This is a genomic window from Streptomyces sp. NBC_00122 (assembly GCF_045160845.1).
In the GTDB taxonomy this organism is placed as follows: domain Bacteria; phylum Actinomycetota; class Actinomycetes; order Streptomycetales; family Streptomycetaceae; genus Streptomyces.
Genome location: NZ_CP108191.1, coordinates 3,280,856 through 3,300,530, shown reverse-complemented (window position 1 = coordinate 3,300,530; position 19,675 = coordinate 3,280,856). Strand labels below are relative to the sequence as shown.

The 19,675-nt window shown below is 71.3% G+C and carries 20 protein-coding genes; 6 read left to right on the top strand and 14 right to left on the bottom strand.

The features are described from left to right. Nucleotides 1–156: 156 nt before the first annotated feature. The 6 genes from pyrE to OG737_RS15660 all read right to left on the bottom strand — a co-directional run bounded on the left by pyrE (nucleotide 157) and on the right by OG737_RS15660 (nucleotide 5,300). Nucleotides 157–696, bottom strand: coding sequence for an orotate phosphoribosyltransferase (gene pyrE / locus OG737_RS15685; RefSeq protein WP_328926795.1), 540 nt, complete (start codon nucleotides 694–696; stop codon nucleotides 157–159). 21 nt (nucleotides 697–717) lie between these two features. Next, a complete protein-coding gene (locus tag OG737_RS15680; protein ID WP_328926794.1) occupies nucleotides 718–1,506 on the bottom strand; it encodes an aldose 1-epimerase in 789 nt (262 codons plus the stop codon). 42 nt (nucleotides 1,507–1,548) lie between these two features. Next, nucleotides 1,549–2,433, bottom strand: a complete 885-nt coding sequence (locus tag OG737_RS15675; RefSeq protein WP_328926793.1) for an SRPBCC domain-containing protein — start codon at nucleotides 2,431–2,433, stop codon at nucleotides 1,549–1,551. 33 nt (nucleotides 2,434–2,466) lie between these two features. Beyond that, entirely contained in the window at nucleotides 2,467–4,110 is a 1,644-nt protein-coding gene (locus tag OG737_RS15670) for a polyamine aminopropyltransferase (protein ID WP_328926792.1), read from the bottom strand. Between the two features lie 154 nt (nucleotides 4,111–4,264). Further along, complete coding sequence (locus OG737_RS15665) at nucleotides 4,265–4,813, bottom strand: DUF2617 family protein (protein ID WP_328926791.1); 549 nt, start codon at nucleotides 4,811–4,813, stop codon at nucleotides 4,265–4,267. Between the two features lie 319 nt (nucleotides 4,814–5,132). Further along, entirely contained in the window at nucleotides 5,133–5,300 is a 168-nt protein-coding gene (locus OG737_RS15660) for a hypothetical protein (protein WP_328926790.1), read from the bottom strand. Between the two features lie 252 nt (nucleotides 5,301–5,552). Here OG737_RS15660 and OG737_RS15655 point away from each other — a divergent pair, with 252 nt between their 5' ends. Then, entirely contained in the window at nucleotides 5,553–6,755 is a 1,203-nt protein-coding gene (locus OG737_RS15655; RefSeq protein ID WP_405921639.1) for a pyridoxal phosphate-dependent aminotransferase, read from the top strand. Nucleotides 6,756–6,760: 5 nt separating this feature from the next. On the opposite strand, the gene OG737_RS15650 is transcribed toward OG737_RS15655, so the two are convergent. Then, a complete protein-coding gene (locus OG737_RS15650; protein ID WP_328930359.1) occupies nucleotides 6,761–7,180 on the bottom strand; it encodes a DUF3224 domain-containing protein in 420 nt (139 codons plus the stop codon). A 43-nt stretch (nucleotides 7,181–7,223) separates the two neighbouring features. On the opposite strand from OG737_RS15650, the gene OG737_RS15645 reads away from it, so the two are divergent. Continuing rightward, a complete protein-coding gene (locus OG737_RS15645) occupies nucleotides 7,224–8,402 on the top strand; it encodes a hypothetical protein (protein WP_405921638.1) in 1,179 nt (392 codons plus the stop codon). Between the two features lie 13 nt (nucleotides 8,403–8,415). On the opposite strand, the gene OG737_RS15640 is transcribed toward OG737_RS15645, so the two are convergent. Then, nucleotides 8,416–8,961 (bottom strand): YbjN domain-containing protein, encoded by a 546-nt coding sequence (locus OG737_RS15640; protein WP_328930358.1) that lies wholly within the window; start codon nucleotides 8,959–8,961, stop codon nucleotides 8,416–8,418. Between the two features lie 116 nt (nucleotides 8,962–9,077). Here OG737_RS15640 and OG737_RS15635 point away from each other — a divergent pair, with 116 nt between their 5' ends. Beyond that, entirely contained in the window at nucleotides 9,078–9,629 is a 552-nt protein-coding gene (locus tag OG737_RS15635) for a hypothetical protein (protein WP_405921637.1), read from the top strand. 24 nt (nucleotides 9,630–9,653) lie between these two features. Here OG737_RS15635 and clpB read toward each other — a convergent pair whose 3' ends face one another. After that, nucleotides 9,654–12,239 carry an ATP-dependent chaperone ClpB gene (gene clpB, locus OG737_RS15630; protein WP_328926786.1) on the bottom strand — a complete coding sequence of 862 codons (2,586 nt, stop codon included), beginning with the start codon at nucleotides 12,237–12,239 and terminating at the stop codon, nucleotides 9,654–9,656. Nucleotides 12,240–12,364: 125 nt separating this feature from the next. Between clpB and OG737_RS15625 the strand changes: the two genes are divergently transcribed. Beyond that, nucleotides 12,365–12,778: a TIGR03618 family F420-dependent PPOX class oxidoreductase gene (locus OG737_RS15625; protein ID WP_328926785.1), complete on the top strand. Its 414-nt coding sequence runs from the start codon at nucleotides 12,365–12,367 to the stop codon at nucleotides 12,776–12,778. A gap of 143 nt (nucleotides 12,779–12,921) precedes the next feature. Here the strand turns inward: OG737_RS15625 and OG737_RS15620 are convergent, their stop codons facing one another. Further along, the gene (locus tag OG737_RS15620) at nucleotides 12,922–13,236 is read right to left on the bottom strand and encodes a (2Fe-2S)-binding protein (protein WP_328926784.1); all 315 of its coding nucleotides are present in this window, start codon (nucleotides 13,234–13,236) and stop codon (nucleotides 12,922–12,924) included. Between the two features lie 371 nt (nucleotides 13,237–13,607). On the opposite strand from OG737_RS15620, the gene OG737_RS15615 reads away from it, so the two are divergent. After that, nucleotides 13,608–14,600 (top strand): helix-turn-helix transcriptional regulator, encoded by a 993-nt coding sequence (locus OG737_RS15615; protein WP_328926783.1) that lies wholly within the window; start codon nucleotides 13,608–13,610, stop codon nucleotides 14,598–14,600. A gap of 70 nt (nucleotides 14,601–14,670) precedes the next feature. Here OG737_RS15615 and OG737_RS15610 read toward each other — a convergent pair whose 3' ends face one another. The 4 genes from OG737_RS15610 to dnaK are packed head-to-tail and all read right to left on the bottom strand — an operon-like array spanning nucleotide 14,671 to nucleotide 18,864. Beyond that, nucleotides 14,671–15,135: a heat shock protein transcriptional repressor HspR gene (locus OG737_RS15610; protein ID WP_328926782.1), complete on the bottom strand. Its 465-nt coding sequence runs from the start codon at nucleotides 15,133–15,135 to the stop codon at nucleotides 14,671–14,673. A 1-nt stretch (nucleotide 15,136) separates the two neighbouring features. Next, nucleotides 15,137–16,324 carry a molecular chaperone DnaJ gene (dnaJ, locus tag OG737_RS15605; protein ID WP_328926781.1) on the bottom strand — a complete coding sequence of 396 codons (1,188 nt, stop codon included), beginning with the start codon at nucleotides 16,322–16,324 and terminating at the stop codon, nucleotides 15,137–15,139. A 39-nt stretch (nucleotides 16,325–16,363) separates the two neighbouring features. Beyond that, entirely contained in the window at nucleotides 16,364–17,014 is a 651-nt protein-coding gene (grpE, locus tag OG737_RS15600; RefSeq protein ID WP_328926780.1) for a nucleotide exchange factor GrpE, read from the bottom strand. After that, nucleotides 17,014–18,864 (bottom strand): molecular chaperone DnaK, encoded by a 1,851-nt coding sequence (gene dnaK, locus OG737_RS15595; RefSeq protein WP_328926779.1) that lies wholly within the window; start codon nucleotides 18,862–18,864, stop codon nucleotides 17,014–17,016. Before dnaK ends, grpE begins: the two co-directional genes overlap by 1 nt. 241 nt (nucleotides 18,865–19,105) lie before the next feature. Between dnaK and OG737_RS15590 the strand changes: the two genes are divergently transcribed. Beyond that, complete coding sequence (locus OG737_RS15590) at nucleotides 19,106–19,642, top strand: sugar transferase (protein WP_328926778.1); 537 nt, start codon at nucleotides 19,106–19,108, stop codon at nucleotides 19,640–19,642. The last annotated feature ends 33 nt before the right edge of the window (nucleotides 19,643–19,675 follow it).

The window sequence follows — 19,675 nt, the reverse complement described above, 5'->3', positions numbered from 1 at the left end:
TGCAAGCCGAACGGGCCGGGATGTTTCACGTGAAACATCCCGGCCCGCCGAAAAAGAGCAGGTCAGAACCCACTCAGAGCAATCGAAGGGCCATCGCCACCAGTTCCGCCGAGGCCGGAACGAGGGCGTCCGGACCCTGAGACCTGTCCCTGAGGCCTAGGAGAGACCGAGGTCCTCCAGGCGGTAACCGGTGAGGTACGGGAGCCCCGCCTCGGCGATGGCGTCGGCCGCGCCGCGGTCCACGATCGTGGCGACCGCGACGACCTCGCCGCCGGCCTCGCGGACCGCCTCGACGGCGGTCAGCGGGGACCCGCCGGTGGTCGAGGTGTCCTCGACCACCAGGCAGCGCTTGCCCTTGACGTCGGTGCCCTCGATGCGGCGCTGCATGCCGTGGGCCTTCTGCGCCTTGCGGACGACGAAGGCGTCCAGGCGGCCGCCGCGCGCCGCGGAGGCGTGCAGCATCGAGGTCGCGACCGGGTCGGCACCCAGGGTCAGACCGCCGACGCAGTCGAAGTCGAGTTCGGCGGTGAGGTCGAGCATGACCTGACCGACCAGCGGGGCCGCCTCGCCGTCGAGGGTGACCCGGCGGAGGTCGATGTAGTAGTCGGCTTCCCGGCCGGAGGAGAGGGTCACCTTGCCGTGCACGACGGCCTTGTCCTTGATCTGCTGCAGAAGCGCATCGCGTACGTCACTCATGACCCCGAGCTTAATTGGGCACTAGGCGAGCCGCCGCCACGTCCAGGTCGTGGAGATCTCCAGCGGGTCCACCGGGGTGATCAGGCGCGGCAGGGTGTTCAGCCCGTTCGGCGGGCCCGACTGCGGTTCGACGCACACGGCCTCGGGCTGCTCGTCGTACACGACCACCCATTCGGACCGGCTGGTGAGCCTCAGCTCCAGCGCGCCGGGCCAGGTCAGGGTGACGTCCACTCCGTCGGGCATGCCGAAGCAGTCGTCCCAGGGGCCGGGCTTCGGGTCGATGCGGTTGCCGGTGGGGAGGTGGTCCTCGCCGCGCTCCTCCTGCCAGGCGGGGTCGAAGCCGATGCTCACGTCCCCGCCGCCGAGCCCGAGGTCGCGCCGGAACCAGGGGTGCCAGCCGGCCTGGGCCGGGAAGGAGTCCCCGTACGTCTCGACGCCCATGGTGAGGGTCAGCGCGTCCGGCGACAGCTCGAAGATCTGGGTGACGCGGCCGGGGTAGGGCCACGGGTCGACGAGGTCGTACGTGAACACCGCGTCGGTGCCGGTGGCACGGGCCCGGCGCCAGGCCGCGTCCCGGCCGAAGCCGTGCAGGGCGTGCGGCGGGTGGTTGAGCGGGAGCTGGTGGACCTTCGCCCCGTCCCGGAACTGGCCGTTCCCGGTCCGGCCGCACCACGGCACCATCGGGAAGGACCCGTAGTGCGGGCCCTCGCGCAGCAGCTCCGTCCCGTCGATGCGCAGACTGCTGATCCGGCAGCCGTTCTCCTGGTCGACAGTCACCTCGGCGCCGCCGGCGCTCAGTTGCGTACTCATGCGGTCGACCCTAGTGGGGTGCCGGGTGCCGCCCGTACGGGCTCAGCGGCGGCGGCGCAGGGCCCGGCCGAGGACGACCGCCGAGGCCACGGCGAGAGCGGCGGCCGGAGCGAGCCAGCGCAGGTTGTCCTTGGTCGTGGTGGCGGCGGGCGGGGGCACGGGGGCGTACCGGCCGCGCGGGGGCGCGTGGTCCACCTCCTCGGCGCTGCGGCCGATCATCGTGCGGCGGGCGTGGGCGGCCTCGGCCGGCGGCCCCGGCACATCAGCCTGTTCGTCGAACCCGCCGGCCAGGAAAGGATCGAGGGACGGCGGGGGCACCTCGGTCTCGAACACGGAGGCGGTGACCTCGGTGACGTCGTCGCCGTCCGCCGCGTCCCCGTCGGCCCCGGCGCCCTCGATGTCCTCGGCCTCGGCCACGGGGTCGGCCTCGTCGGCCCCGTCGGTGTCGTCCGCACCGGCGGCGGCTCCGGCCGCCAGGCCCGCTCCGGCCGCTCCGGGCTCCGCCACCGCCGCAAGCTGCTCGGCGGTCCGCTCCAGCAGCCGCTGCACGGCGGCGGCCGTGGCCTCGGCGGTGAAGCCCGCGGCGCGCCCGTCGGCGGTGCCTGCCGCGGTGAAGTCCAGCCGGGTCCCGTCCCCCTGCGGGGTCAGCCGCAGCACGAGGGCCAGCTTCACGGTCCCGCTGCCCCGGACCTCCGTGCCCTCGCCGTCGACGGCGAAGTGGCCCGGGTCACGCTCGGTGACGGACAGGGCGCCCCGGTAGGTCACGGTGTGCCCGCCGACCCGGACCTTCAGCCGGCCCGACAGCGGTCCGGACTCGGCGTCGGCGTCCTGCTGGAGTCCCGGCACGCAACGGGCCACCCGGACGGGGTCGCGCAGCACGGCGCGGAGGCTGTCTGCCGGTACCGGAACGAACACCTGATGCTCCATGCGGACGAGCCTACCGACGAGACCCGCACCCGGTCACGAATACCGCGGGTGCGGCAGGGTCGACGGCGGGAGCCCGTCCATCCGGGTCCGCTCCGCGTCGCGCGCGGCATCCCGCAGCGAGCCGGTCGACAGCGAGCGCAGCCCCGGCGTGTCGCGGTCCACGCGCAGCGGCGGCGCCTGCTCTCGGGAGGCCAGTACGAAGCCCCAGTCCTGCGGTGGCGCGTCGCTGACGCCCAGCGGCGTGCGGTCGGGTCCGGCGGCGAAACCCGAGAGGCGTCCGCCCGCGCTGTAGGGCGAGGTCCGCAGGCCCGCCGCGCGCAGGGTGGACTCGACGGTCCAGTACGTACGCGGGCGCGAGGCCAGCGGCCCGGCGTGTACGGCGATCCGGCCCCCGGGCCGCAGCGCCCGCGCGGCCAGCCCGTAGAACTCCTGCGAGTAGAGCTTCGTGCTCGGGGTGATGCCCGGGTCGGGGAGGTCGGAGACGATGACGTCGAACCGTTCCCGGGCGGCCGGCCCGCGCAGCCAGCGGAACGCGTCCTGCGTGACGACCCCGACGCGCGGGTCCCCGTACGCCCCGGCGTTGAGCGCGGAGAGCATCGGGTCGGTGCGGGCGAGCCGGACCACCCCGGGGTCGAGCTCGACGACGGTGACCGAGGCGACGTCCCGGTAGCGCAGCACCTCCCGGGCGGCGAGGCCGTCGCCGCCGCCGAGGACCAGGACCCGGGCGTGCGGGCCGGTCATGGCGGGGTGGACGAGGGCCTCGTGGTAGCGGTACTCGTCGTAGCCGCTGACCCGCAGCCGCCCGTCGAGGTACAGGTCGAGGGAGCGCGGGGAGCCGGTCCGCGGCCCGGTGAGGACCAGTTCCTGCACGCCGGTCTGGACGGCGACCCGCACCTCCCCGCCGTAGACGGCGCGGCGGGCCACCCGCTCGAAGTCGTCGGCGAGGACGGTCGCGCAGGCGAGTACGGAAAGCACGGTCACGTTCGCGACGATCAGCGTCCACCGGGCGCGCCGGCTCAGGTCGCGGCGGAACAGCCACAGCACCAGCCCGCCGCCGACGAGCGCGTTGACGGTGCCGGTGAGCATCGCGCCGGTGAGCTGGCCGAGCACGGGCAGCAGCAGGAACGGGAAGGCGAGGCCGCCGACGAGGGCGCCCACGTAGTCGGCGGCGAACAGGTCGGCGACGGCCCCGCCCGCGTCCTGCCGGCGGATGCGCTGGATGAGGACCATCAGCAGCGGGATCTCGGCGCCGATGAGGACGCCGATGGCGAACGAGAACGCGACGAGCGCGGGCCGGGACTCCCCCAGCCAGGCGAAGCTCGCGTACAGCGCCACGGCCGAGAGGCCGCCGAGCAGGGCCAGCCCGGCCTCGATGGCGGCGAAACCGAATGCGGGCCGGTGCCGCAGCCGTTTGGCGAGCAGGGATCCGACACCCATGGCGAAGACCATGACGGACAGCACGACCGACGCCTGGGTGACGGAATCGCCGATGAGGTAGGAGCCGAGGGCGAGCAGCTCCAGTTCGTATACGAGGCCGCAGGCGGCGCACACGAACACGGTGGCCAGGACGAGGAGTCGGCCGGTCCCGGGCCGTACGGGCAGGGCGGCCGGGACGGTCGCCACGCCCCGCGGCTCCGGAGCCGGGAGCACCCGACGCGGGACGGAACGGTCGATCATGAACCGAACCGTACGTCACCACCCACTCACACCCGGTCACCCACATGGGTGCAAGTGACTTACTGATCCAGCCAGTTGGAGTAACCGCGCCGCAACGTCGGGGCCCCGCACCGCCGCCTGGCGCCGACACGCTCCGGGCCGCCCCGAGCCGCCCCTAGGTCAGCGCGCGCGTCTCCGCGGCGGCCGTGTCCGGGGCCCCGGTCCGTACGGCGACCCGGGTCCGGGTGGCCACCAGCTGACCCTCCTGCGGGTACGCGTGCCAGGTCCGCCAGCGCACCTGGCCCTCGTATCGCTGCGCGAGCAGGGCGGTGAAGGCGTGCGGACTGCCCGGGAAGGTGCCCGCTAGTCCGTTCGGGTGGTCGGCGACCAGCGCGAGCAGTTCCTGGGCCCGTCCCGCGAAGGACCCGCGGGACAGCGTCTCGACCCGCGCGGCGAACTCGTACTCCCAGTCGCCCACCCGCTTGGCCACGCCGAGCGGCAGCGGCGTACTGCTGCCGGGCATGCAGGCGACCGTCTCCGAGCAGAGCACCTTCCCCTCCTCCAGGAGCACCTGATGAGAGGCCCCGAGCAGGCGCAACTCGACCTTTGCGCCTGACAGTTCGAGGTTCAGTACGGCCAGGGCGGGCAGCCGGTCCCGACCCAGGGCCCAGGCGAGGTCGGCGGCACGCGTGTCGGTATAGGTGGTCTGGAGGGTCGTGAGCATGAGTCGGCTCCGCAAACGCGCGAGGGAGATGGGCCGGGGCCCGCCAGCGGTAGTCAACGGGTGGGGGGACACCGGCACGGGTCCACAGGAAGTCCCGGGAGGTCCGGGGACTGGTCTACTCAACCGAGGGAATCATGAAAGGCACGGCACTCACAGCCGTTTTACCCAAGTTGACGGGGTTTACATCCCCCCGGGGGCTTCGCAGTTCACGTGTTCAACAAGTTGCGTCCCGCGCGTCGTGCTGCATGGGCGCGCAGGACCGGCGGGAGACCGGCGGAAGACGGGCAGGAGCCGGGCAGGAGAAGGCGCCCGGCGGAAGTCAGACCCGTCGGGCGCCCTCGTCGGCGCGGTACCGGCTGCCCCGTGTCAGCTGGAACCGCACCCCCCGCCGCCGCAGGACGACGATCCGCCGCAGGACGAGGAGGATCCGCAGGAGGACGATCCGCCGCAGGACGAACTCGACGACGAGCCGCCCCCACCCGCCCACCAGCTGCTGTTGCTGCTGGAGCCGCCGGACGAGAACCCGTTCTTGGCCGAACGCACCGCCACGGTCACGACGACTACGACGACTCCGACGAACAGAAGCCCGATCACAATGAAGACGAACACGATGCCCGCCCCCTCTCTCACACCCCGGTCTTCCCGGGGGGCGGGATCCCCGCGTCCCGCGTGAAGGGGGGATGCCCGCAAGCCACGCGGCCCAAAGCACACTTGAGCAACTCCAGAGGTTCCCCTCAGGATGGCGCCCATGAGCGCACCCGTGAGCAGCGACCGCCCCTTCCTGAACCGCCGACTGGCGGCCTTCGGCACCACGATCTTCGCGGAGATGTCGGCGCTGGCCGCCCGCACCGGGTCGATCAACCTGGGCCAGGGCTTCCCCGACACGGACGGCCCCGCCGAGATCGCCGAGGCGGCCTCCCACGCGGTCCTCACGGGCCTCGGCAACCAGTACCCGCCGGGCCCCGGCATCCCTGAACTGCGCGCCGCGATCGCCGCGCACCAGCAGCGCTTCTACGGCCTGGCCTACGACCCCGACACCGAGGTCCTGGTCACGGCGGGCGCCACGGAGGCCATCGCCGCCGCTCTGCTCGCCCTCCTCGAACCGGGCGACGAGGTCATCGCCCTGGAGCCGTACTACGACTCGTACGCGGCCTGCATCGCGATGGCCGGCGCGGTACGCGTCCCGGTGACGCTGCGCCCGCACGCCGGGGCCTTCGCCCTCGATCTGGACGAACTGCGCGCCGCGGTCACCCCCCGCACCCGGCTGATCCTGCTGAACACCCCCCACAATCCGACGGGCACGGTCCTGACCCGCGAGGAGCTGTCCGCCGTCGCCGCCCTCGCCGTGGAGCGCGACCTCCTCGTGATCACGGACGAGGTGTACGAGCACCTGGTCTTCGAGGGCGCCCACACCCCGCTGGCGGGCTTCCCGGGCATGCGCGAGCGCACGGTCACCATCTCGTCCGCCGGGAAGAGCTTCTCGTTCACGGGCTGGAAGGTCGGCTGGGTCACCGCGCCCCCGGAACTGGTCACGGCGGTCCGCTCGGCGAAGCAGTTCCTGACCTACGTCTCCTCGGGCCCCTTCCAGTACGCGATCGCCGAGGCCCTCGCCCTTCCCGACACGTACTACGAGGCCTTCCGCGCCGACCTGGCCGCCAAGCGCGACGTCCTCGCCGACGGCCTCACGGCCGCCGGCTTCGAGGTCTTCCGCCCGCAGGGCACGTACTTCATCACCACGGACATCACCCCGCTCGGCGAGAAGGACGGTCTCGCCTTCTGCCGCGCCCTGCCCGAGCGCTGCGGCGTGGTCGCCATCCCGAACCAGGTCTTCTACGACGACAAGGCCGCCGGAGCGACCCAGGTCCGCTGGGCGTTCTGCAAGAAGACCGAGGTCCTCCGCGAGGCCGCGGCCCGCCTGAGCCGCCTCCGGGCAGGCACCTGAGCCGCTCAGGCGGGCGGGAGCTCGTAGTCGAACCAGATGCGGTGCGTGCCGTCCTCGTCCACGCGCAGACCGCCCGCGCCCGTGATGCCGGTCAGTGCGGCCGTACCGCTGCCCGGGACGATCGCGAAGTGTTCCGCGGCACGGGACGGTCCGCCGTCGGTGGCGGCCGAGTGGACGAAGTTGAAGGCGCCCTGGCGGCCGTCGAGGGCGCCTTCGAAGGACTCCATCGCGACGTAGCTGCCGACGCCCGCCTCCTGGTCGAACGCGGCCGTGAAGAGCGTGGACGAGTGGCCCGTCAAGGTGTCGCCCGCGTAACGCTTCTCCATCGTGGCGACGCCCACCGGGAGACCGGTTTCCACATGTGGTTGCGGGGTGAGTGAAGCCGGTGTGAAGCTGACGACCTTGAAGGTGCCCGAAGCTCTCATCATCAGATGAGCGTACTCACGAAGAGCGGGAAAGTCGGGATACATGGCAACGGGCAGAGCCTCCGTGTCCGCGTCACCCCTGGAGATCCGCGCGGTCAGGGCGGTCCGGTCGGCCGCGCCGACGACGGTCCTCGCGCTCGGAGTGTTCGCCGCCGTACGCGGCGCCGGGGTACTGGTCGTCACCCTCGGGTCCTGGTGGGCCGGACGGGATCCCCTCCGGGTTCTCGGCCAGTCCTGGGACTCCGCCTGGTACCTGGGGATCGCGGCCCACGGCTACGGCCGGACCCTGATGTGGCCCGCGACCGGCTCCATCCAGAGCGACTACGCCTTCTTCCCGCTCTACCCGACGCTGATACGGCTCGTATCCGCCGTCCTGCCCGGCGGGCTCGTCCCCGCCGGGCTCCTGGTCGCCTGGGTCTGCGCCGCCGCGGCCGCCGTCGGGGTCTACCGGGTCGGGGAGCGGGTGATCGGCCCGCGCGGCGGGCTGCTGCTCGTGGGGCTGTGGGCGGCGCTGCCGCACTCCGTGGTGCTGACCCTCGCCTACACCGAGGGGCTGCTGGCCGCGCTCGCCGCCTGGACGCTCCACGCCCTGCTGCGGGACCGCTGGCTGTGGGCGGCGGGCCTGGCCGTGCTCGCCGGGCTGACCCGGCCCACCGGGCTCGCCGTCGCGGCCGCGGTCTCGGCCACGGCCCTGTACGCCGTCCTCGTACGGGGATCCCGCGCGCCCGAGGTGTGGGTGGCCGGGCTGCTGGCCCCGGCGGGCTGGGCGGCGTACGTGCTGGCCGTCGGGGCACGGACGGGCGATCCCGTCGGCGGCTACTTCGACGTGCAGCGGCACTGGGGCTCCCGCTTCGACTTCGGGCAGGGCGCCCTGCGCTCCGCGGAGCGGGTGCTGACCGGCGGGCACGTGCCGCTCGCCACCACCGTCACCGTGGTGCTGCTGGCCGCGGCCGGGCTGCTGGCGGTCCTGCTGGTGCTGGACCGGACCCCGCCGGCGCTGCTCGTCTACACCGGGGTGCTGCTGTTGATCGCCTACGGCGGAGCCGGTTTCTTCGAATCGAAGCCCCGGTTCCTGCTGCCGGCCTTCCCGCTGCTGCTGCCCGTGGCGGCCGTCATGGCCAGAGCCCGGCCCCGCACCGCGGTCGTGGTGACCGCGGTGCTGGCCGGGCTCGGTTACGGCTACGGGCTGTACCTGCTGCTCGTGGCGCGCGTACCTCTGTGAGCGAGACCGCCGACTACTGGCTGTCGTCGCCGTTCTTCTCGTCGTCGCCGTCGGCGGAGTCGATCTCCTTCTCCAGGCCGAACTGCTCGACGAGCCACTTGTCGAATTCGATGGAGGCGCGGACCCAGCTGACCGTGGAGGACACGAAGTGCTCCAGGTTGACGCCGGTGCCGATCAGCATCTGCGCCTCGCCGATCAGGCGGACCGAGCCGTCGTCGTGGGTGTGGCTGTAGACCTTCGGCCACAGGGTGCGACGGTTCCAGTCATCGATCGATTCGAGAAGCTGAGGCTTCTCCTCGATCTTGTGCGGACGGTCGTAGAAGGTCCGCACCGAGAAAACCTGCTGCTCGTCCTCGCCGCGGAACATGAAGTAGGTGCGGAACTCCTCCCACGGCGCCGCGAGGTCACCCTCGTCGTCGACGACGTACTTGAGCTCCATCTGCTCCAGCAGCTGCTTGACCAGATCCTGGTCGGGGACGACGGGGCCCGCGGGTCCTGTGGCCTGCGGATCGGGCTGCTGCCCTCCGAAGTTCGGAATCGAGGCCGGGTCGATGCTCACCGTGTACTTCCCTTCGTGCGGATACATGCATCCTCCCCCATCTCGCCCTCCTCGTGTCCACCTTGACGGCTACGATCCGCTCCGGGCGGACACGAGTGGGCCGACCGAGGGGGAACATGTCCGGATCACGCCTGGTGAAGGCCGTTATCGCGGTGCCGCTGCTGCTGTGCGCGGGATTCCTGTGCCTGGCGGGATGGATCGCCGTCTCATGGATGAACCACCTTCCGGGCGAGCCCGAGCCGGTCGACTGCGCGGAGGCCTTCGCCTTCGCGCGGCTCCCCGCGCCGCAGGGCGCGCGGGACGCGGCGTGCGAGCGCAGCCGGTGGATGGACACGACCTACACCGGCACGTTCCGGATGGACGCGGAGGCCGCCCGGGAGTGGATCGCCCGGTCCCGCCCCGCGACGCCGCCCGGGGCGCCGCCCTCGACACCGCCCTCGACGACACCCGGGGCACCGCCCGCAACGCCGCCCTCGACGGCGCCCGCGACGGCGCCCGCGACGGTGTCCGCCGGTTCGGCCTGCCCGGCCGGCGCCGACAACGGGTGCGTGAGCACCGACACCTCCCACCCGCCGGCGGGCACCGCCGTCTCCGTGCGGGTCGGCCTCGGGTCCGGCCACGGGGACGACGGGAGCGTCCTCGTGGCCGTCGAGGCCTTCGACATGTGAGCCCCGCCGCCCCCGCCCGGAGGGCTACAGCGCCTTGCCGACCAGCAGGTCTTCGCCCGCCACGTCGACGCGTACGGTGTCGCCGTCCCTGACCTCGCCGGAGAGGATCTCCTTCGCGAGACGGTCGCCGATCGCCGTCTGGATCAGGCGGCGCAGCGGCCGGGCACCGTACGCCGGGTCGTTGCCCTTGTCCGCCAGCCAGGCCAGGGCCTCGGGCGTGACCTCCAGAACGAGGCGCCGGTCGGCCAGGCGCGCCGCCAGACGGCCGATCTGGAGCTGCGCGATGTGCGCCAGCTCGTCCTCGCCCAGTGCGGAGAAGACCACGGTGTCGTCCAGCCGGTTCAGGAACTCCGGCTTGAAGCTCGCCCTGACCATGTCCAGGACCTGCTTCGTCTTCTCGTCCACAGGTGTGGACGGATTCATCAGGAACTGGCTCCCCAGGTTCGACGTGAGGATCAGGATCGTGTTGCGGAAGTCCACGGTGCGGCCCTGGCCGTCCGTGAGGCGGCCGTCGTCCAGGACCTGGAGCAGGATGTCGAAGACCTCGGGATGGGCCTTCTCGACCTCGTCCAGGAGCACCACGCTGTACGGGCGGCGGCGCACGGCCTCGGTGAGCTGGCCGCCCTCCTCGTAGCCGACGTAGCCGGGCGGGGCTCCGACGAGGCGGGCCACGCTGTGCTTCTCGCCGTACTCGGACATGTCGATGCGGACCATGGCCCGCTCGTCGTCGAACAGGAAGTCCGCGAGCGCCTTGGCCAGCTCGGTCTTGCCGACGCCCGTCGGGCCCAGGAACAGGAACGAGCCGGTCGGGCGGTCGGGGTCGGCGATTCCTGCGCGGGTGCGGCGTACGGCGTCGGACACGGCCCGGACGGCCTCCTTCTGGCCGATCAGGCGGCGGCCCAGCTCGTCCTCCATGCGGAGCAGCTTCTGGGTCTCGCCCTCCAGCAGCCGGCCCGCCGGGATGCCGGTCCAGGCTCCGACCACGTCCGCGATGTCGTCCGGGCCGACCTCGTCCTTGACCATGGTGTCCCTGGAGACCTCGGCCTCGGCCTCGGTGGCCTCCGCCAGCTCGCGCTCCAGGTCCGGGATCTCCCCGTAGAGCAGCTTGGAGGCGGTGTCGAAGTCCCCGTCGCGCTGGGCGCGCTCGGCCTGGCCGCGCAGGTCGTCCAGGCGCTCCTTGAGCTCACCGACGCGGTTGAGGGACTGCTTCTCCTTCTCCCAGCGGGCGGTCAGGCCGCGCAGCTCCTCCTCCTTGTCCGCGAGGTCCTTGCGGATCTTGTCGAGGCGCTCCAGCGAGGCCGGGTCGGACTCGTTCTTCAGCGCCAGCTCCTCCATCCGCAGCCGGTCCACCGCTCGCTGGAGCTCATCGATCTCCAGGGGCGAGGAGTCGATCTCCATGCGCAGCCGGGACGCGGCCTCGTCGACGAGGTCGATGGCCTTGTCGGGAAGGAAGCGGGAGGTGATGTAGCGGTCGGAGAGGGTCGCGGCCGCGACGAGCGCGCTGTCGTTGATGACGACCTTGTGGTGGGCCTCGTAGCGGCCCTTGAGCCCGCGCAGGATCGCGATGGTGTCCTCGACGGACGGCTCGGCGACCAGCACCTGCTGGAAGCGCCGCTCCAGCGCCGGGTCCTTCTCGATGCGCTCGCGGTACTCGTCGAGGGTGGTCGCGCCGACCATGCGCAGCTCACCGCGGGCCAGCATGGGCTTGAGCATGTTGCCCGCGTCCATGGCGGAGTCGCCGCCGGCGCCCGCGCCGACGACCGTGTGCAGCTCGTCGATGAAGGTGATGATCTGGCCGTCGCTGGACTTGATCTCGGCGAGGACGGTCTTGAGCCGTTCCTCGAACTCGCCGCGGTACTTGGCGCCCGCGACCATGGCTCCGAGGTCCAGGGCGACGAGCCGCTTGTTCTTCAGGGACTCGGGGACGTCGCCCTTGACGATGCGCTGGGCCAGTCCCTCGACGACGGCCGTCTTGCCGACGCCGGGCTCGCCGATGAGCACAGGGTTGTTCTTCGTACGGCGCGAGAGCACCTGCACGACGCGGCGGATCTCGTGGTCGCGGCCGATGACCGGGTCGAGCTTGCCGTCGCGGGCGGCCGCCGTGAAGTCGGTGCCGAACTTCTCCAGAGCCTTGTACTGGCCCTCGGGGTCGGGGGTGGTCACCCGCCGCCCTCCTCTCGCGTTCTCGAAGGCGTCCAGCAGCTTCTTCGCGCTCGCCCCCTGGTTGGACAGCAGCTCGCCGGCCGCGCCGCCCTTGGCGGCGATGGCGATGAGCAGGTGCTCGGTGGACAGGTAGTCGTCGCCCAGCTCGCCCGCCCGGGCGTCGGCCTCGGCGAGTACGGCGAGCAGCTCGCGGGTGGGCTGCGGGGGCGCGACCGTGGAGCCGGTGACGCTGGGCAGGGCCGCCAGGAGCCGCTCCGCGCCGCCGCGTACGGCGGCCTGGTCGGCGTCCGAGGCCGCGAGCAGGTCGGTGATGTTCTCGTTGTCCTCGCCGGCGAGGAGCGCCAGCAGGAGGTGCGCGGGGGTCAGATCGGCATGGCCGTCCTTGACGGCCCTGCTGGTGGCCGCGTTCAGCGCGGCTCGGCTCTTGTTGGTCAGCTCGGCGTCCACGGGGCGGCTTCTCCTCTCCGGAAGGGGTGACGGCACCCTGACCGACTCTGTCTAACTCTGACATGAACAACCTATGCAAAGTTGAGTCTATTCCACTCAAGGCAGGGAGTCGTACTCTTCGGGCCATGTCCCATGACGCACTCAACCCGACGCCCGAATACCTCGCCTTCTGGCGGGAGCGGCACGTCTGCACGCTGACCACACCGCGTCCCGACGGCACGCCCCACGTGGTGCCGGTGGGCGTGACCTACGACCCGGAGGCCGGACTGGCCCGGGTGATCAGCAACAAGCACAGCAAGAAGGTCCGCAACATCCTGGCGGCCCAGGCCGGCGGGACGGGCGGGGCGCGGGTCGCGGTGTGCCAGATGGAAGGGCGCCGCTGGGCCACCCTGGAGGGCCGCGCGGTGATCCGTACGGACGAGGCGGCGGTCGCCGAAGCGGTGGCGCGCTACGCGGAGCGCTACGGGCGGATGCCCTCGCCCAATCCCGACCGGGTCGTCATGGAGATCACTCTGGACCGGGCCATGGGGCGCGCGTGAATTGTTGAATTCTCATCTGTCCGAATCTTGTCCGGTCAGCGACTGGACGCGGACATCACAACGGCGCCATCGTGGTCAGGTCCACGATGGCGCCGTTGTGTGGGGGTAGCGCCTGAGCGATCTGCAACGACGGGGGAATCGCTTCAGGCACTGCGGGGGGTGGCGGTGGTGATATCGGGTTCGAAGAGCTGGTGATCGCGCTGATCAAGATTGACGAAGACCATTCCGTAGCGCACCTCGCAGCGGACGGGCTGCGGCGCGCCCCGCGGGCGGCGCAGGCACCGGTAGGCACGTACGTCCTCGTCCTCCTCGCGCACGACGACGATCGGCTGACCGAACAGGGTGACCATCAGCGAGTCCCCGGGGAACGGGATCGCCGTGGCCAGGTCGATGAACTGCCATCCCGACCGGTAAGCGGAGGCCATTTCGCGGCGGAAGCCGCGGTCGTCGGGGGTCATGCGTCCGAAGACTTCCCACCCATAACCGGCTTGGGTGCGGGGCCCCAGCCACTGTCGGCCACGACCTTGCCCCAACCACTGTCGCTCTCACCGGTGGTGGCACCGGCCCCCCAACCGCTGTCGGCGGGCGCACCGCCCCAGCTGGTCTGCGCGAGCGAGATTCCACCGACAGCAGCGGCCGTAGAGAGAGCAATGGCAGCCACCGAGCGAAGCAATTTCTTGTACATGGTCGACGTTGTCCTCACTTGATGGATTCCTCTCCCCCGCATCTCAGACGATGACTTATCGAGCCACGCCATTGCCACCGTGGCGATGCATCATGTTCCTGTACATGCAGGACCCTGGGGGTGGGAGATTTGCCGATTATGCGGATGAACCAGACACATCCCCATGCGGTGACGGACCTGTGCGATCTCGGGGCCGAGTTGTACGCGAGCGCGCTCAGCTCCGGCCGCATAGCCCGCGAAGAGGTCGAGCAGACGCCCTGCCTGCTGGAATTCGCGCTGCTGCACCCTGACCCGGACGACGACAACTGGCTCCGTCCGGTTCCACCTTCGGTGGCACTCGCACAGCGGCTGCACCCGCTGGAACGGGACATCCTGCAACGCCGGCGCTCCTCCATCGAGCTCACCGAAGCGTTTGAGCCATTCATGGCCATCAGCGCGCTGACTCCCGCGCCCACCCACGCGATCACCGTGCTGGAGGGATTCAACAGGATCAACGCGGCCCTCAACGTCGCCACCGCCGAGTGTCAGGCGGAAATGCTCACCATCCAGCCGGGCGGCGGGCGTTCCGAGAACATTCTGAACCAGGCGATAGAGCGGGACCAGCCGCTCATCCGGCGTGGCGTGAGCATGCGCACCCTCTACCAGCACACCGTGCGCCACAGCCGCGGAACGATGGCCTACGTCGACCGGATGGCCAGCGGGAAGGTCGAGATCCGGACGTTGGAGGAGCTGGTCGAGAGGCTCATCATCTGCGACGAGTCGGTCGCCTTCATCCCCGCGAGCGACGACCAGCAGATCGCCCTGGAGCTGCGGCACCCGGCGCTCGTCCGCTACCTGGCCCGGGTCTTCGAGCAGCTGTGGCGCCGGGCCACCCCGCTCAACGAGCAGATCCCCTACGATCCGACGCCCTCGGGGATCTCGGGCGTGCAGCGCTCCATCGCCCAGCTCCTCGTCGAGGGGCACGTGGACGAGGCCATCGCGCGCCGCCTGGGCATGAACGTACGGACCTGCCGCGCGCACATCGCCAAGCTGGCCTCCGCCCTGGGCAGCGGCAGCCGGGCCCAGCTCGGCTTCCTCATCGCCCAGTCGGGGATCCTGGGCCAGGTCTCGGGGCCCAGGCGGGATCCACAGCTCTGACCGGCGCCGGCGGCGCCGGGTACGCCGAAGGCCCCACCCGGGTCACCGGGAGGGGCCTTCGCACGCGTCGTCAGTCCGTCGGCCGCTTGGGCCGCCAGACGACCAGGGCGTTGCCCGGCACCGGTGGCTGGTACGGGACCAGGTCGCGCCGGTAGGAGGCGTGCACCTGGGCCTCGCGGGCCTGGAGCGTGGCCGCCGCGCCGTCCACCGCTGCGGAGAGTTCGGCCACGCGCTGCTGGAGCGCGGCGACCTGGTTCTCCAGCTCGATGATCCGCTTGATGCCCGCCAGGTTGATGCCCTCGTCCTGGGACAGCGCCTGCACCGTGCGGAGCAGCTCGATGTCACGGGCCGAGTAGCGCCGGCCGCGCCCGGCCGTACGGTCCGGGGAGACCAGGCCGAGACGGTCGTACTGGCGCAGGGTCTGCGGATGCAGACCCGAGAGCTGGGCGGCCACCGAGATCACGTAGACCGGGGTCTCGTCGGTGAGCTGGTAGCCCCCACCCAAGCGGGAGGACTGTCGTCGGCGGCCGTCCATGTCATGCTCCCTTCGCGGACTCGAACAGCGCGGAGCGCGGGTCCTGCGACTCCGTCGCCTCGCGGTACATCTCCAGCGCCTCGCGGGCCTTGTCCGACAGCTCGACCGGGACCGCGACCTCCACCGTCACCAGCAGGTCGCCGCGGGTGCCGTCCTTGCGGACCGCTCCCTTGCCGCGGGCCCGCATCGTGCGGCCGTTGGGAGTGCCCGGCGGCAGCTTCAGCGTCACCGAGGGGCCGTTCAGTGTCGGGACCTTGATGTCGGCGCCCAGCGCCGCCTCCGCGAACGTCACCGGGACGGTCACCGTCAAGTTGTCGTCCTTGCGGCCGAACACCGGGTGGGAGTCGACGTGCACGACGACGTAGAGGTCACCGCCCGGACCGCCGCGCTCGCCGGGCGCACCCTTGCCGCGCAGCCGGATGCGCTGGCCGTCGGAGACGCCCGCCGGGATCCGGACCTGCATCGTGCGCGAGCTGCGGGCGCGCCCGCTGCCCTTGCAGACGTCACAGGGGGTTTCGGCGATCAGGCCGCGGCCCTTGCAGTCCGCGCAGGGGTCGGTCAGCGAGAAGCCGCCGCCGCTGCCCCGCGAGACCTGGCCGGTGCCGACGCAGGTCGGGCACACCCGGGGGGTGCCGTTCTTGTCGCCGGTGCCGGAGCAGGCCTTGCAGGGGGCCTGGGAGGACATCCGGAGCGGGACCGTGGCCCCGTCCACCGCCTCCGTGAAGGAGAGGGTGACCTCGGACTCGATGTCCTGGCCGCGGCGGGGCTGGGTACGGGTTCCCGCACCCGGCCCGGCGCCGCGGTTGAACAGGCCGCCGAAGACATCGCCCAGGCCGCCGCCGAAGCCGCCGCCCGCGCCGCCGGCACCCGGCTGGGTGCCGCCGAACAGGTCGCCGAGGTCGAAGTTGAACGAACCGCCGGCCCCGCCCGGCCCGGGGCGGAAGCCACCGTTGCCGAACAGGGCGCGCGCCTCGTCGTACTCCTTGCGCTTCTTGGCGTCGCCGAGGATGTCGTTCGCCTCGGAGATCTCCTTGAAGCGCTCCTCGGCGGAGGTGTCGCCCTTGTTGGCGTCCGGGTGGAACTCGCGTGCGAGCTTCCGGTACGCCTTCTTGATCTCGGCCTCGGTGGCGTCCTTCGGGACACCGAGGACCTTGTAGTAGTCCTTCTCGACGAAGTCCTTCGTGCTCATCCCCGGTGTCCCTCCTCTCGTGCTTCTACTGGTTCAACATCAGCCCTTGTCGGGGGCATCCGTGTCCTTGTCCGACGGCGTGTCGGCCTCGCCCGACTCGGACTTGGGGGCCGCGCCCGGCTGGGGCTCGGCCACCGCGACCCGCGCGGGGCGGATCGTACGCTCGCCGATCCGGTACCCCGGCTGCAGGATCGCCACGCAGGTGTCCTCGGTGACGTCCGGCGCGTACGAGTGCATCAGGGCCTCGTGGATCGTCGGGTCGAAGGGCTCGCCCTCCTTGCCGAACTGCTGCAGGCCCATCTTGGCGGCGACGGTCTCCAGCGATTCGGCCACCGACTTGAAACCGCCGACCAGCTCGCCATGCTCCCGCGCCCGGCCGATGTCGTCCAGGGTCGGGAGCAACTCCGTCAGGAGGGACGCGACCGCGATCTCCTTGACGGTGATCCGGTCCCGCTCCACCCGGCGGCGGTAGTTCTGGTACTCCGCCTGGAGCCGCTGGAGGTCCGTGGTCCGCTCACCGAGCGCCGTACGGGCCTGGTCCAGCTGCGCCAGCAGGGCCACATCCGGTGCGGAGTCCCCGGCCGGGGCCGCCGCCTCCTCCTTGGCGGAGTCGGCGGCCTTCGGCTCGTCGGACGTGCCGTCGACGGGGACGTCGGGCTTCTCCTCGAAACCCGGGGTCTCCTCCGACATCAGGCAGCGCCGCCCTTCGGCTTCTCGTCGTCGACGATCTCGGCGTCGACGACGTCGTCGTCGGCCTTCGCCTGGCCCGCGTCACCGGCAGCGGCGCCGGCGGCGCCCTGCGCGGCCTGGGCGTCGGCGTAGATGGCCTGGCCGAGCTTCTGGCTGACCGCGGCGAGCTTCTCGGTCGCGGTACGGATCTCGGCGGTGTCCTCGCCCTTGAGCTTCTCCTTCAGCTCGGCGACGGCGGCCTCGACCTCGGTGCGGACGTCGGCCGGAACCTTGTCCTCGTTGTCCTTGACGAACTTCTCCGTCTGGTAGACGAGCTGCTCGCCCTGGTTGCGGGACTCGGCCGCCTCCTTGCGACGCAGGTCCTCGTCCGCGTACTGCTCCGCCTCCTGGCGCATGCGGTCGACCTCGTCCTTGCCGAGCGAAGAGCCGCCGGTGACGGTCATCTTCTGCTCCTTGCCCGTGCCGAGGTCCTTGGCCGTGACGTGCATGATGCCGTTCGCGTCGATGTCGAAGGAGACCTCGATCTGCGGGACGCCACGCGGGGCCGGGGGCAGGCCGGTCAGCTCGAACATGCCGAGCTTCTTGTTGTACGCCGCGATCTCGCGCTCGCCCTGGTAGACCTGGATCTGCACGGACGGCTGGTTGTCCTCGGCCGTCGTGAAGATCTCCGACCGCTTGGTCGGGATGGTCGTGTTGCGCTCGATCAGCTTGGTCATGATGCCGCCCTTGGTCTCGATACCCAGGGACAGCGGGGTCACGTCGAGGAGCAGGACGTCCTTGACCTCACCCTTGAGCACACCGGCCTGGAGGGTGGCGCCGATGGCGACGACCTCGTCCGGGTTGACGCCCTTGTTGGCGTCCTGACCGCCGGTGAGCTCCTTGACGAGCTCGGCGACGGCCGGCATACGGGTGGAGCCGCCGACCAGGACCACGTGGTCGATCTCGGACAGGTTGATGCCCGCGTCCTTGATGACGTTGTGGAACGGGGTCTTGCAGCGGTCGAGCAGGTCCGCGGTCAGCTGCTGGAACTGCGAGCGCGTGAGCTTCTCGTCCAGGTGCAGCGGGCCCTCGGCGGACGCCGTGATGTACGGCAGGTTGATCGAGGTCTCCGTGGAGGAGGACAGCTCGATCTTCGCCTTCTCCGCGGCCTCGCGCAGACGCTGGAGCGCCATCTTGTCCTTGGACAGGTCGACGCCGTGGCCGCCCACGAACTGCTTCACGAGGTAGTCGACGACGCGCTGGTCCCAGTCGTCGCCACCGAGGTGGTTGTCACCGTTGGTGGCCTTGACCTCGACGACACCGTCGCCGATCTCGAGGAGCGACACGTCGAAGGTGCCGCCACCGAGGTCGAAGACGAGGATGGTCTGGTCGTCCTTGTCGAGACCGTAGGCCAGAGCGGCGGCGGTCGGCTCGTTGACGATGCGCAGGACGTTCAGACCCGCGATCTCACCGGCCTCCTTCGTCGCCTGACGCTCGGAGTCGTTGAAGTAGGCCGGGACGGTGATGACCGCGTCCGTGACCTTCTCGCCCAGGTACGCCTCGGCGTCGCGCTTCAGCTTCTGCAGGATGAAGGCGCTCATCTGCTGCGGGTTGAAGTCCTTGCCATCCAGGTTGATCTTCCAGTCAGTGCCCATGTGGCGCTTGACGGAGCGGATGGTCCGGTCCACGTTCGTGACCGCCTGGCGCTTGGCCACCTCGCCGACGAGGACCTCACCGTTCTTGGCGAAGGCGACGACGGACGGCGTGGTCCTGGCGCCCTCGGCGTTGGTGATGACGGTGGGCTCCCCGCCTTCCAGAACGCTGACGACGGAGTTAGTGGTGCCCAGGTCGATGCCGACCGCACGTGCCATTTTGATTCCTCCAGCTGACTTGAGTGCAACAGACTCAACCATGCCGCATCGCCGCGCGGACGTCAACAGAGCTGAGTCGATGCGACTCAATCTTTAGGCCCCCCTTACGCGCAACCCACGGCATCGGCCCTGACGGCGCGGGGTCCGGGGCGCGGAGTCCGGCCGCGGGCGCCGCACCCGAACGGGGCATCCGGCCGCGCGCCACCCCAGGACCGCCGCAGGCTTACGGCACGGTGCTGACATGCCTCTGCTGCTGCCCCTCCCCGCCCGGCCAGGGCTCCGGCCGGCCCGGCCCTCGGCCAAGCGGGTGCTCGACCTCATCGGTGCGGCGATCCTGCTCCTCACGCTCGCCGCCCCCCTCGCGGCAGCGGCAGGGCTGCTCTACGTGACCCAGGGCGGCCGGGCGTTCGCACGGGTACCGGCGGCCGGCCTGGCCGGACGGCCGTTCCGCACCTGGCGGCTGCGCACCGACGACGCCGGCCGCCTCGGCGCGGCCCTGGAGCGCTGCGCGCTCGACCCGGCGCCCCAGCTGATCAACGTGCTCCGCGGCGAGATGTCCCTGGTCGGGCCGCGCCCGGAGTCCCGTACGGACCGGCCCGAGCGGCTCTTCGTACGGCCCGGGATGACCGGGTTGTGGCAGGTCAGCGCGCGCTCCGACCTACCCTGGGAGGAAATGGCGCTGCTCGACCGGCACTACGTCGAGAACCACTGGCTGGGGATGGACCTGGCGATCCTCGCGCAGACGCCGCGGGCGGCCTATCGGCAAAGGCATGCCTGAGCGACACAGATCACCGCGCGCTCAGCTACATTG